We start from the raw sequence: 13,046 nt of genomic DNA on the forward strand, positions 1-13,046 counted from the left end.
CGACACATGTGAAGTCTCGCGCCACGCCGCCGGAGAGCGGGCGCCCATTCAATGGGAAGATGGATGCGCGACGGACGAGGGGGCAGGATGCTGGGGCAACACCCCGTCGAAGGAGACGCCACCATGACCGAGACCGTCCGCACCCGAGTCGCGATCGTCGGAGCAGGACCCGCCGGCCTCCTCCTCTCCCACCTCCTCGCCGCCGCGGGCATCGAGTCGGTCGTGATCGACCAGCGCACCCGCGACGAGATCGAGAGCACGATCCGTGCGGGAATCCTCGAGAACGGGACGGTCGACGTACTCACCTCGTCGGGCGCCTCCGATCGGGTCCTGACGGTCGGGCACCGCCACGACGGCATCGAGTTGCGCTTCGACGGCGAGGGCCACCGCATCGACTTCCCCTCATTGACGGGACGCAGCGTTTGGCTCTACCCCCAGCACGAGGTGCTGAAGGACCTGATCGCCGCGCGTCTCACCGGCGGCCAGGACCTGCGCTTCGGCGTCACGGCGCTCCGCGTCGAGGGTGCCAACGCCGATCGCCCACGGGTGTTCGCCGAGGATGCCGAGGGCACGGCTTTCGAGATCGACGCTGAGTTCGTGGTCGGCGCCGACGGCTCCCGCAGCGTCGCCCGCGCGGCCGTCACCGGCTCGTCGACCGGCGGATACTTCCGCGAATACCCCTTCGCCTGGTTCGGCATCCTCTGCGAGGCGCCGCCGAGCTCGGAAGAACTCATCTACAGCAGCTCCGCCGAGGGATTCGCGCTCATCAGCCAGCGCAGCGCGACCGTGCAGCGCATGTACTTCCAGTGCGACCCGAACGCCGACACCGAGGCGCTGAGCGAAGACGAGATCTGGGAACAGCTGCAGATCCGCGTGCCCGGCACGACCCTGCAGCAGGGGCCGATCTTCCAACGCGACGTGCTGCGCTTCCGGAGTTTCGTGGCACATGAGCTGCGCGCGGGCCGTGTCGCCCTCGTCGGCGATGCCGCCCACACGGTGCCGCCCACGGGCGCGAAGGGCATGAACCTGGCCGTGGCCGACGTGCTCCTTCTCGAACGCGCCCTCCGAGCGCTGTTGCTCGAGAACGACGAGCGCTTGATCGACAGCTACGCCGAGACGGCCCTGCAGCGCATCTGGAAGGCGCAGCACTTCTCGTGGTGGATGACGAGCATGCTGCACGTCGCGCCGGATGCCTCGGACTTCGACCGTCTGCGCCAGGTCGGCGAGCTGCGGAGCGTCGTGGAGTCCGAGGCGGGTCGGACGTACCTGGCCGAGGCGTACACGGGCTGGCCGCTCGCTTTCGCCGGCCTCTGAGCGGACGTCTTTTTCGACTCGTTGCGCCCACTCAACGAACGGGAGCAGACACGCGCACGCCGCGACGCGTCGACTAGAGTCCGGTGATCATGAGCTCCGACGACGTCCACACCGACCCGTCGGGCACGGCGAGGAAAGCTGACCCGGGCGCGCCCGGCGTGAGCAGGCCCGCCGCGGGCCTCACGCTCCTCGTCGCCGTCTGTCTCGTCGCGGCGAATATGCGCCTGAGCATCACCGCGGTCGGGCCGCTGCTCGATCAGATCGGCACGGACACCGGGCTCTCGGTCGGCACGCTCGGCCTGATCGCCGCCGTGCCGCTCATCGCCTGGGCGGCCGTTTCGCCGTTCGCGCTGGGGCTCAGCCTTCGATTCGGGATGTCCCGCGTCGTGCTCGGCTCGCTCGTCGTGCTCTTGGTCGGCACGATCGTGCGCTCGCTGCCCGGCCCGCTCATCAGCCTGTGGCTCGGCACTGTACTCATCGGCCTCGCTCTCGCGATCGCCAATGTCCTGATGCCCGCCGTCATCAAGCGAGACTTTCCCGCCCGCGTGCCCCTCGTGATGGCGGCCTACACGGGCCTGCTCGGTGGCGTCGGGGCCATCTCGTCGGGCGTCGCGGTACCCCTGTCTTTCCTCGGCGACGAGCAGTCGGGCTGGCGTATCGCACTGCTGATCACCGGCGCCGGCCTCCTGATCCCGGCGATCGGGGTGTGGGCGTGGGCCACGCGTGGCCACCACGCCGTGCACCTCGCCCGTCCCCTCACCACACGCTCCCGTACGGGAATCTGGCGCGACACGCTCGCCTGGCACGTCGCGGCGTACATGGGCTTCCAGGCGGCGACGTTCTACATGATGCTGACCTGGCTGGCCGCGATCTCGACCTCGATCGGACGATCCGAGGTCGTCGCCGGCTTCGACGTCATGATCTACCAGCTGACGACGATCGTCGGCTCGATCATCGTTCCGCTCCTGCTGCGTGGACCCGCCGAGCGCTTCGTCCCCGCCGCGATTCCCGTCGTCGGCATGGCGGGGATCGCGGGCCTGATGATCGCTCCCGAGGGCATAGTCGTCTGGGTCCTGATCGCCGGCCTCTCCTCGGGCGCGTCGCTGAGCATGGCCCTGACCCTCATGGCGCAGCGAGCGCGGACATCGGATGCATCGGCCGCCCTCTCGGGAATGGCGCAATCCGTCGGCTATCTGATCGCCGCCACCGGGCCGGTGCTGTTCGGTTGGCTGCACGCGGGGCTCGGCGGCTGGAACTTCTCGCTCGCGCTGCTCATTCTCGTGCTCGTCGCACAGTCGGTGACGGGCATGTTCGCCGGGCGGCCGAGGTTCGTTCTCGAGTCACGAGCCACGTCGACGCAGAGCTGATCGACCAACCGATCAGGCCACGCGCTCGCCGCACATCCCACACACACCGGTGGGCGGCACCTCGACGAAACACGTCGGGCAGACGGGTGCGATCCGCTCGGGCACGGCCGGCCGGCGGGGCGCTGCGGCCCGTGCCGCGCGTGCGGTCGAACGTCGCAGACGGGCATCGGGCTCGGACTCGACGGGGGCTGGCGGGGGCGGCAGATGCAGCGCGCAGTGGAAGCGCACGACACCGGCGTGACTCTTCGGATTGCGGCGCTTGACGGCCCACAGCTCGGTGCGATCACGAGGCTCGGAGGCGATTCCGCACTCGGAGCAGCGGGTGGGCTCTCCCGGGATGAGGTCCGCGACGAGCACGGGAACGTCGAAGGGGAGGTCTTCGCGCCAGTCCGACGATCCGGTGATCTTCACCTCTCCACGGTACGCGTACGGCGGGTGCGCCGACTACCGCCTAGAACACGGGCCGTCGGTGGCTTCTACCGTCGTGCGCTACTACCGTCATGCGGTGCCGCGCCATGGGATGCTCGCATGCAATGAAACACGTCGATGCTTCGTCAGCGCCGCTCGGTGGACCGCCGCCGCTCGCTTCGGTGTGCGGCCACCTTCTGCGGCGCGCCCAACAGGTGCACAACGCCCTGTGGTTGGCCCACGTCGGAGCGGATCCGACGAGCCCCCAGTATGCCGTGCTCGAGGCGATCGCCGCAGCCCCCGGCCTGGATCAACGGCGTATCGGCGAACTGGCCTCACTCGACAAGTCATCGATGATGGACATTGTCGACCGGCTCGTGCGACACGATTGGATAGAGCGTCGCCGCGACCCGTCCGACGGACGCCGGGACGTGCTCCTCCCCACGTCCGAGACGATCACCGCCCTGCGGCGACTCCGCCCCCGAGTCAGCGTGGTGCAAGAGTTGCTCGTCCGTCCACTGGATGAGTCACCCGCCGCGGGCTCGCGCACCGACTTCCTGCGCGGTCTCGCGCGTGTGGCCCGTGTTTCGCCCGCGCAGGACCCGTCCGCGCCGCTCCACATCCCCGGCCACCTTCTGCGCCGCGCACAGCAGGTACACACGGCGCTTTTCGCCGACGAGTTCGACCGTGAGCTGACGGGTCCGCAGTACGCCGCACTGCAGACGATCGCCGAGCACCCGGGACTGAGTCAGGCCGAACTCGGCGCGCACGCCGCTCTCGACAAGTCCACCGCTGCGGACCTCGTGCAGCGCCTCGCGCGGCGGGGGCAGATCGTCTTGGGCGTCGACACGGAAGATCGGCGGCGCCGCACTCTGACAGTCGCGCCAGACACCGAGCGAACGCTGGCCGAGCTCGCGATGCGCGTCGCGCGGGTGCAGCACACCCTCCTCGGGCCTTTGCCAGAGTCCGACCGCACCGCTTTTCTTGCCGCGCTCAGGCCGATCGCCTACCGGGCCGATACGCCCGACGAGTTGGCGTAGCGCCCGTCACACGCCGGGCGGGACGGATCCGTCGGTCACCGCCGTTTCTCACCCGACCGACGGTTGCGCAAACTCACCGCCGTGCCATACGCTCCGTATACGTACTAATTCCGAGGGCCAAACCCCTCTGCGTACGAAGCCACACCCTCACGAGGAGCGACGATGCAGTCCTACCTGAACGGTTTCCACACCGGAGACCCCGAGATCCCCCCAACCGACCCTGCCTCCGCGAACCCACGGGAGCTGCCCGAGACGGTGGATGTGCTCATCGTCGGCACCGGCCCCGCGGGGTGCGTGCTCGGCGCCCAGCTATCGGCGTTTCCGGGCATCAGCACCCGGATCATCGAACGACGCGGTGGAGCGCTCGAGCTCGGACAGGCCGACGGAATCGCGTGCCGCTCGATGGAGATGTTCGAAGCCTTCGGGATCGCGGATCAGATTCTGCGGGAAGCCTGCTGGGTGAACGAGACGGTTTTCTGGCGTCCCGACACCGGCGACCGCTCGCGCATCGTGCGGAGTGGACGTGTTCAGGATGTCGAGGATGGGCTCTCGGAGTTTCCGCACGTGATCCTCAACCAGGCGCGCGTGCAGCATTTTCTGCTCGATCGGATGGAGCGCTCACCCCGGCGACTGGTGCCCGATTACGGTGTGGAGTTCGTCGGATTGATGGTCGATGACTCCGCGGAGCACCCGGTTGCGGTGCGCCTGCGCGACGCCGACGGAACGGAGCGCGTGATCCGCGCCCGATATGTCGTCGGATGCGACGGAGCGCGCAGTGGGGTGCGCGAGGCCATCGGACGGACGCTCCGCGGAGATTCCGCCAACCAGGCCTGGGGTGTCATGGACATCTTGGCGGATACCGACTACCCAGACATCCGGTTCAAGTCGGTCATCCAATCCGCCGATGCAGGAAACATGATCATCATCCCCCGGGAGGGCGGATATCTCGCCCGGCTGTATATCGAGATGGACGAGCTCGACCCGGGAGAGCGCGTGCGCGGGCGTTCGATCACGTCGGACGATCTCGTCGCGGCGGCGCAGCGCATCTTCCACCCGCACACCCTCGATGTACGAGAGATCGCCTGGTGGTCGGTCTACGAGATCGGTCAACGGCTCACCGACAAGTTCGACGATGTTCCGGACGGCGCCGTCGATACGCGCGACCCGCGGGTCTTCATCGCCGGCGACGCGTGCCACACGCACAGCCCCAAGGCGGGCCAGGGAATGAACGTGTCAATGCAAGACGCGTTCAATCTCGGCTGGAAGCTCGCCGCGGTTCTCGAGGGGCGAGCGCGCGCCGAACTGCTGCACACATACTCCGCCGAGCGCCAGGCGGTTGCCGCGCGCCTGATCGCGTTCGATCGCGAGTGGGCGGCGATGATGAGCGCGAAGGCCACCGATGACGATTCGCAGACCGGCGTCGATCCCGCGACGCTCCAGCGCCACTTTCAGCAAGCCGGTCGCTTCACCGCCGGTATGGCCACGCACTACGAGCCCGCACTTCTCACGGCCGAGCCGACCTGGCAGTCGCTGGCCACCGGATTCCCGATCGGCGAACGTTTCCACTCCGCCCCCGTCACCCGCCTGGCCGATGCGCGGCCGCTCCAACTCGGCCACGTCGCCCGTGCGGACGGGGCCTGGCGCCTGTATGCCTTCGGTGACGCGCTCCCGATCGACCACCCCGACTCGGCGCTCCGGGCGCTGTGCGACGCGCTCATCGCACCCGGCGGCGCGGTGACCCGTTTCACCCCACCGGGCGCCGACCCCGACTCGGTCTTGGACGTCCGGGGCATCCTTCAACAGGACCACAGCACGGTCGACGTCGGGGCGCTCCCCGAACTCCTGCGACCACGCAAGGGCCGATACGGACTCCTGGACTACGAGAAGGCCTTCACACCCGCGCGCACCGACGACGACATCTTCGACGACCGCGGCATCGACCGCGAGACCGGATGTCTCGTGCTCGTCCGTCCGGATCAGTACGTTGCCCACGTGCTGCCGCTGGATGCCGACGCGCTCGGCGAGTTTCTCGCGCGCTTCATGGTAGCCGCGGATAGCGCCCTGGTGACGCCGTCACCCGTCCGCGGATAGGCCGGAAACTCCAGGGAACGCGCGGAATCCGACCCGGCGGTCACGCTTCCGGCGGCACCGCCGTCGCGAGGGCATTCAACGCCTCGGCGAGCGCGGCGATCTCCGTCGAGTCCAGAAGGGCGAGCATATCGAGCTCGCTCTTCTGGGCCACCACGCGGGCTGCGGCGAACTTCTCCCGGCCCTCCGGTGTCACGACCACCACGTTCACCCGACGGTCGTTCGGGTCCGGCTCGCGGCGCACAAGGCCCCGTGTTTCCAGCTCGTCGATGATGGAGACGATCTGGCTCGGATCGAGGCGCAGGAACTCGGAGAGTTCACGCTGCGTGGGGCGGGCATCACTCGCCGCCACCCCCAGCACCGAGTAGGACCTCACCTTGAGCCCGTGCATCGCGAGGGCTTCGTTCGTCGTCGCCAGAGAGATGGCGTTCGCACGCGCAAGAAGGAACGATATGTCGCCCCCGACGGTCGTCTCCCACAGCCGCTCCGGCCCCGGCGACGTCGATGGCGCGGCCGTACCGCGTAGCGCTGGCATGACCGAATGCTAACTCACCTAATGCCGGAAGAGAATCATTGACAATGTCAATCATTAAGGATTCAATGGATCCGACGACAAGGGAGTCCGCATGTCACTAGCAGGTAAAGTCGCCATCGTCACGGGCTCGGGACGGGGCCTGGGGTTGGCCTACGCACAAGAACTTGCTCGTCAAGGCGCTACGGTCGTCGTCAACGATGTGGACGCAGATGTCGCCGCCGAAGCCGTCGCCTCGATCGAAGCCGAAGGCGGTCGCGCGGTCGCGGTCGTCGCACCGGTCGGGTCGACCGAAACGGCTGATCGACTCGTGCAGGTCGCTGTCGATACGTTCGGTGGCCTCGACATCCTCGTGACCAACGCCGGCGTCCTGCGCGACACCGTGCTGTGGAAGATGAGCGACGAAGACTTCGATCTGGTCATCAACGTGCATCTCCGTGGCACCTTCACCTGCGTGCGCGCCGCCGCGACCTACATGCGCGAGAACAGCGTCGCCGGGCGGATCATCTGCATCGGATCCCCCACCGGACAGCGCGGAAACTTCGGTCAGACCAACTACGCCGCCGCCAAGGCCGGCATCGTGGGCATGGTGCGAACGTGGGCGCTCGAACTCAAGCGCGCGGGAATCACGGCAAACACGGTCATCCCCGTGGCCGCGACGGCCATGACCGCGACGATCCCGTATTTCGCCGCCGCCGTCGAGGCATCAGATCGCGGCGAGGCGATGCCCGCATTCTTCCGCCACGACCTCGGTTTCGGCACCGCCGACGACGTCGCCGGACTCATCGCGTACCTCGCCTCGGATGCAGCGGCCGACGTAACTGGTCAGGCAATCGGCGTCGGCGGGGACCGCCCCCAGCTCTGGTCGCACCCCGAGCCCGTGGCGACCGAGTACCGCGAGGGCGGTTGGACGTACGACAGTCTCGTGGAGCAGTTCCCGGCACTGATCGGAGGCCAGCTGCAGAGCGTGGGCGAGACGTTCCCACCCCTACCTGAGGACCTCCAACCCACAACCACGCCGTAAGCGCCCACGGTTCTTTCCGCTGACACGGACCCTCGCGATGGAGCGAACATGACCCGGTACGAATCCACCATCGACCTCGATGCGATCGAGGCGATCGACGTGCACGTTCACGTCGAGATCGACGGCCACGGCCACACCTCGCTGCCGAACGACCTCGCCGAAGCCGCCGCGAAGTACTTCAGCTCCGACGGTCCGCGGCCGGACATCGACGGCATCGCCGCGCACTACCGCGAACGCAAGATGGCAGCCGTCGTCTTCACCGTCGACTCCGAAACGAACCTCGGGCATCCGCCGATCTCGAGTGTCGAAATCGCCGAAGGGGCGGCGCGCAACAACGACGTCCTCATCCCGTTCGGCTCGGTCGACCCAAACCGAGGACCGGAGGCGATCGATATTGCGCGGCGTCTGATCGACGAGAACGGCGTACGCGGGTTCAAGTTCCACCCGACGGTGCAGCGTTTCGATCCCAGCGATCCCGTTCATTTCCCGCTCTACGAAGCACTGCAGGAGGCGGGAGTCGTCGCGCTCTTCCACACGGGTCAGACCGGGATCGGGGCCGGCATGCCCGGCGGGCGCGGGCTGCGCCTCGGGCTGTCGAACCCGATGCTGCTGGATGACGTGGCGGCGGAGCATCCGGACCTACAGATCATCATGGCGCATCCTTCCGTGCCGTGGCAGGACGAGGCCCTGTCGGTCGCAACCCACAAACACAACACCTGGATCGACCTGTCGGGGTGGAGCCCGAAGTACTTCCCCGCCGAGCTTGTGCGCGCGGCGAACTCGTACCTGAAGAAGCGCGTGCTGTTCGGCTCCGACTTCCCGATGATCGCCCCCGACAGGTGGATCCGGGACGTGGAGCACACCACCCTCAAGCCCGAAGTCATGCACGGGATCATGAAAGACAACGCCGCCCGCCTGCTGGGACTCGGGAGCGCAGAATGAAGATCGAACCAACCCCGCTCGGCTACGACCCGTATGGGTTTGCCGAGACGCACCTGTCGCCCGCGGCGCGGGAAATGCTGGCGCGGCTGGCCGAGACGCTCCGCACGCAGGTTGCCCCGCTGATGAACGACGCATGGGAGACGGCGACCATGCCCGCGGGTGTGCTCGACACGCTCGTTCCGCTCGATCTGATGAACCCGGCGGGAGTCACCCCCGAGGAGGCGTCGACATCGATGTTCGCGGGTTTTCGCACGCTGGTGCTCGCGCGCACGGATGTCTCGGTCGTCACCGTCTACAACGCCCAGGCCGGGCTCTTCCGTGCGGCCGTCGCCCTCGGAGGTTCGCCCGAGCAGGCGGAGCATCTCGAGGCCGACGTGCGCTCCTTCGCACTGAAGGGCGTGTTCGCGCTGACTGAGCCCGAACACGGCTCGGACATCGCGGGCGGCCTCGCCACCACGGCCCGGCGCGAGGGCGACGAGTGGGTCATCGACGGCACCAAGAAGTGGATCGGCGGGGCAATTAGCGCTGATGTCATCGCGGTGTTCGCGCGCGATGTCACCGACGGCCAGGTCAAGGCCTTCTTGGTCCCTCGGACCACGCCCGGGGTCCGCATCGAGACGATCACCGGCAAGATCTCGCTCCGTCCCATGCAGAACGCCCTCATCCACCTCGACGGCGTGCGCGTCACCGACGCGGACCGCCTGCAGTCCGTGAACTCCTGGAAGGATGTCGCGCGCATCCTCGGGTCCATGCGCGCCGACGTCGCCTGGATCGCGGCGGGATTGCAGTCCGGGGCGCTCGAGGCCGTCGTACGGTACACCCGCGAGCGCGAGCAGTTCGGCCGTCCCATCGGGGGCTTCCAACTCGTACAGGAAAAGCTCGCCCGGATGCTCGGCAACACGGTCGCCTCTCTCGCCATGGCGGTGCAGCTCTCGGCGCGCCAGGACGCCGGAGCGGCCGACGACGAGAACTCCGCCCTCGCCAAGATGCAGACGGCCCTCATGGCCCGCGAGACCGTGGCCCTCGGACGCGAAGTACTCGGCGGCAACGGCATTCTGCTCGAGAACGACGCGGCCCGCTTCTTCGCGGACGCCGAAGCGGTGTACTCGTACGAGGGCACCCACGAGATCAACGCACTCATCGTCGGGCGCGGCCTCACTGGCCTGTCCGCATTCGTCTGACCATCAAGGAGAACCACGTCATGACCCTCATCGCTTCGTACACCGAACTCGCCGGGCTCGCCGGCGCCGAGATCGGCCCGTCGGACTGGCTCGAAGTCACGCAAGAGCGCGTGGACACGTTCGCGGATGCCACGGACGACCACCAGTGGATTCACGTCGACCCGGATCGCGCAGCCGAAGGACCGTTCGGTGGGGCCATCGCGCACGGCTTCCTGAGCCTGTCGCTCATCATCCCCCTGCAGACCCAGGTCTTCGACGTCGAAGGCGTCTCGACCAAGGTCAACTACGGCCTCGACAAGGTGCGATTCGTCTCTCCCGTCAAGGTCGGCGCACGCATCCGGTTGACGGGCACCATCGCCGAGGTCATCGAGGTCGCGGGCGGGTACCAGCTCGTCGTCGACATCGTTATCGAAACCGAGGGCGGCACCAAGCCCGCGGTCGTCGCGCGGAGTCTGCAGCGCTTCTACGCCTGAGCGGCGTCATCACAACTGAATACCTCGCGCCACCAACAGTCACAAAGGAGTTACTGAAATGCGAAAGTCACACCTCTCCGCACTCGCAGCGATTGCCGCAGCGGGTCTCATGCTGGCCGGATGTTCATCCGGAAATCTCTCCGGCGAATCCGCGGCTCCGTCCGACGACACCATGTCGGAAGAACTCATCCCGATCACCGTCGGACTGCTGCAGATCGCCCCGGCTGCCGCCGTGCAGCTCGCCATCGACGAGGGGATCTTCGAGGAACACGGGCTCGACGTCACCATCCAGCTGGGACAGGGCGGCGCCGCCCTCCTGCCCGCCGTGTCGAGCGGATCGATCCAGTTCGCCGTCGGCAACCCGCTGTCGGTGCTCGTCGCCGCCAGTCAGGGCCTCGAGATGCAGATCGTCGCGGGCTACTCGCACCAAGACCTGGGCGTACCCGCCTCGGGCCTGGTCGTGCGCTCCGACTCGGGGATCGCGAGCTGGAAGGACCTCGAAGGCAAGACCGTGGCTGTCAACGCGGTCAACACCCTCGGAGACCTCGGCACGATGGGACTCGTCGAGCAGGACGGCGGCGACCCCGAAGCCGTCCAGTTCACCGAGATCGCCTTCCCCGACCAGCTCGCGCAACTCGAGCAGGGCAACATCGACGCCGCCTGGATTCCCGAACCGTTCATCAGCGGGGCGCTCGCCATGGAGGGCATGGAGTACCTCGGCAACACGTTCGATGTGATCCCCGGCCTGTACTCGACGGTCACGTTCACGTCAGCCGCCTATGCCGAGGCGAACCCCGAGATCGTAAAGGCGTTTGCGGCCGGAATCGCCGACGCGACCGCGTTCGCGATGGAGAACGATGACCTCAACCGCGAGGCGATCGTCGCGTACACCGGCATGCCCGCCGAGGTCGTGGGCGACCTGGAGCTCGAGGTTCTCTCGGGTGACCTCGACCGGGGAATCCTCGAAGAGCTCACCGCCCTCGCGCTCTCATACGGGTTCCTCGAGAGCGAGCCGGACCTCGACGCAGTCATCGCGGTTCCGTAGTCGACTGTCCGGCGCCGTGCTGTCCCGGCGGCGCCGGACGTCCACCCCATCCACACACTCGAGGAAGAGCAGTCGTGCAGAATCAGGGAATCGGCCCATGGGTGTCGCGTCGGCGTGAACGCTCGAAAGGCGATATCGCGATCACCTTCCGCGGTGAGCAGATCCGGTACGAAGAGCTCGCCGACCGGATCACCCAGCTCGCGAACGCGCTCGCGGATCGCGGCGTCCGCAGCGGCGACCGGGTCGCATACCTCGGGAACAACCACCCGTCATTCCTCGAGACGCTTTTCGCGACGGCAACCCTGGGTGCGATCTTCGTGCCCCTGAACACCCGCCTCGCGGCACCCGAGATCGAGTTCGCACTCGAGGACTCCGGTGCCACCACACTCATCCTGCGAGAAGAGCTCCGCGACCTCGCGCGAGCCGGAAGCTGGCCTACCGGGGTGGTCCGCCGCATCGTCGTGGGCGGCCCCGCCGACTCGGCGGTCGAAGAGTACGACGCGGTCCTCGCATCCGGCGACCTCACCGCGCGCGACGAGCCGGTCACGCTCGACGATCCCGCGATCATCCTCTACACCTCCGGCACCACCGGCCACCCGAAGGGTGCCGTCCTCACACACGGCAACATCACCTGGAACTGCTTCAACGCGCTCGTGGATTACGGGATCACCGGCGACGAGCGCGTGCTGCTGATCTCTCCCCTCTTCCACGTCGCAGCCCTCAGCATGGGGGCGTTGCCCGTGCTGCTGCAGGGCGGAGCCGTCATCATCCACGAGAAGTTCGATCCGGGCGCGGTGCTAGCCACGATCGAGAGTGAGCAGATCACGATGCTTTCGGGCGTGCCGACGACGTTCCAGATGCTGCAGGAGCACGCGGCGTGGGACAGCACCGACATCAGCACCCTCCGACACTTGACGTGCGGCGGTTCGACGATGCCCGAACGGATGCTGCGGGCATACGAAGAGCGCGGGCTGGCTTTCTCGTGCGGCTACGGCATGACTGAGACCGCACCGGGTGCGACCGCCATGCCGCCACGCGCGAGTCTGGCCAAGATGGGCTCCTCGGGGGTCTCGCACTTCTTCACAGACGTCAAGATCGTCGACGAGAACGGTCGCACCGTCGCCCCGGGCGAGGTCGGTGAGATCTGGGTCAAGGGCCCGAACGTGATCACGGAGTACTGGCGCCGCCCCGAGGCGACGGCTGCCGCTTTCGTCGACGGCTGGTTCCGCTCCGGCGACCTCGGCTATGTGGACGAGGACGGATACATCTTCATCTCCGACCGGCTCAAAGACATGATCATCTCGGGTGGCGAGAACATCTACTCTGCCGAGGTCGAGGGTCGCATCATGGAGCTCCCCTCGATCGCCGCGGTGGCGATCATCGGGGTACCCGATCCGAAGTGGGGCGAAGTCCCTGTCGCGATCGTCGCCCTCAAGCCAGGCGAGTCGCTCGAGTCGGGCGCAATCGCCGAGCACCTGTCGGGCCGCCTCGCGCGCTACAAGATCCCCAAGCGGGTCGTCTTCGTCGACGAACTGCCGCGCACGGCGAGCGGCAAGGTGCGCAAGGCCGACCTCCGCGCCCGCTTCGCCGCCGAACTCGACACGGAACTCGCGGGACGCTGAGAGAGGGACG

At 67.6% G+C, this 13,046-nt stretch carries 12 protein-coding genes; 10 read left to right on the forward strand and 2 right to left on the reverse strand.

The genetic code is table 11. From position 1 onward, the window contains the following. Nucleotides 1–123 precede the first annotated feature (123 nt). Nucleotides 124–1,314: a 4-hydroxybenzoate 3-monooxygenase gene (locus ACT9TC_RS07560; RefSeq protein WP_458042749.1), complete on the forward strand. Its 1,191-nt coding sequence runs from the start codon at nt 124–126 to the stop codon at nt 1,312–1,314. An 89-nt stretch (nt 1,315–1,403) separates the two neighbouring features. Beyond that, nucleotides 1,404–2,681: an MFS transporter gene (locus ACT9TC_RS07565; RefSeq protein ID WP_458042750.1), complete on the forward strand. Its 1,278-nt coding sequence runs from the start codon at nt 1,404–1,406 to the stop codon at nt 2,679–2,681. 12 nt (nt 2,682–2,693) lie between these two features. Here the strand turns inward: ACT9TC_RS07565 and ACT9TC_RS07570 are convergent, their stop codons facing one another. Further along, nucleotides 2,694–3,092 (reverse strand): glucose-6-phosphate dehydrogenase, encoded by a 399-nt coding sequence (locus ACT9TC_RS07570; protein ID WP_458042751.1) that lies wholly within the window; start codon nt 3,090–3,092, stop codon nt 2,694–2,696. A 122-nt stretch (nt 3,093–3,214) separates the two neighbouring features. Between ACT9TC_RS07570 and ACT9TC_RS07575 the strand changes: the two genes are divergently transcribed. Continuing rightward, on the forward strand, nt 3,215–4,129 hold the full coding sequence (locus tag ACT9TC_RS07575) for a MarR family winged helix-turn-helix transcriptional regulator (protein ID WP_458042752.1): 915 nt from the start codon (nt 3,215–3,217) through the stop codon (nt 4,127–4,129). A 162-nt stretch (nt 4,130–4,291) separates the two neighbouring features. Continuing rightward, on the forward strand, nt 4,292–6,220 hold the full coding sequence (locus ACT9TC_RS07580) for an FAD-binding monooxygenase (RefSeq protein ID WP_458042753.1): 1,929 nt from the start codon (nt 4,292–4,294) through the stop codon (nt 6,218–6,220). 40 nt (nt 6,221–6,260) lie between these two features. Here ACT9TC_RS07580 and ACT9TC_RS07585 read toward each other — a convergent pair whose 3' ends face one another. Next, nucleotides 6,261–6,752 (reverse strand): MarR family winged helix-turn-helix transcriptional regulator, encoded by a 492-nt coding sequence (locus ACT9TC_RS07585; protein ID WP_458042754.1) that lies wholly within the window; start codon nt 6,750–6,752, stop codon nt 6,261–6,263. Nucleotides 6,753–6,843: 91 nt separating this feature from the next. Here ACT9TC_RS07585 and ACT9TC_RS07590 point away from each other — a divergent pair, with 91 nt between their 5' ends. The 6 genes from ACT9TC_RS07590 to menE all read left to right on the forward strand — a co-directional run bounded on the left by ACT9TC_RS07590 (nt 6,844) and on the right by menE (nt 13,036). Continuing rightward, nucleotides 6,844–7,773 (forward strand): SDR family oxidoreductase, encoded by a 930-nt coding sequence (locus ACT9TC_RS07590; RefSeq protein WP_458042755.1) that lies wholly within the window; start codon nt 6,844–6,846, stop codon nt 7,771–7,773. Between the two features lie 48 nt (nt 7,774–7,821). Continuing rightward, complete coding sequence (locus ACT9TC_RS07595; RefSeq protein WP_458042756.1) at nt 7,822–8,715, forward strand: amidohydrolase family protein; 894 nt, start codon at nt 7,822–7,824, stop codon at nt 8,713–8,715. After that, entirely contained in the window at nt 8,712–9,896 is a 1,185-nt protein-coding gene (locus tag ACT9TC_RS07600; protein WP_458042757.1) for an acyl-CoA dehydrogenase family protein, read from the forward strand. The genes ACT9TC_RS07595 and ACT9TC_RS07600 overlap by 4 nt, the downstream gene beginning before the upstream one ends. A gap of 20 nt (nt 9,897–9,916) precedes the next feature. Further along, nucleotides 9,917–10,369: a MaoC family dehydratase gene (locus ACT9TC_RS07605; protein ID WP_458042758.1), complete on the forward strand. Its 453-nt coding sequence runs from the start codon at nt 9,917–9,919 to the stop codon at nt 10,367–10,369. A gap of 58 nt (nt 10,370–10,427) precedes the next feature. After that, nucleotides 10,428–11,414 (forward strand): ABC transporter substrate-binding protein, encoded by a 987-nt coding sequence (locus tag ACT9TC_RS07610; RefSeq protein ID WP_458042759.1) that lies wholly within the window; start codon nt 10,428–10,430, stop codon nt 11,412–11,414. Between the two features lie 74 nt (nt 11,415–11,488). After that, nucleotides 11,489–13,036, forward strand: a complete 1,548-nt coding sequence (gene menE / locus ACT9TC_RS07615) for an o-succinylbenzoate--CoA ligase (protein ID WP_458042760.1) — start codon at nt 11,489–11,491, stop codon at nt 13,034–13,036. Nucleotides 13,037–13,046 lie beyond the last annotated feature (10 nt).

It is taken from the genome of Microbacterium sp. HM-570 (assembly GCF_054165885.1).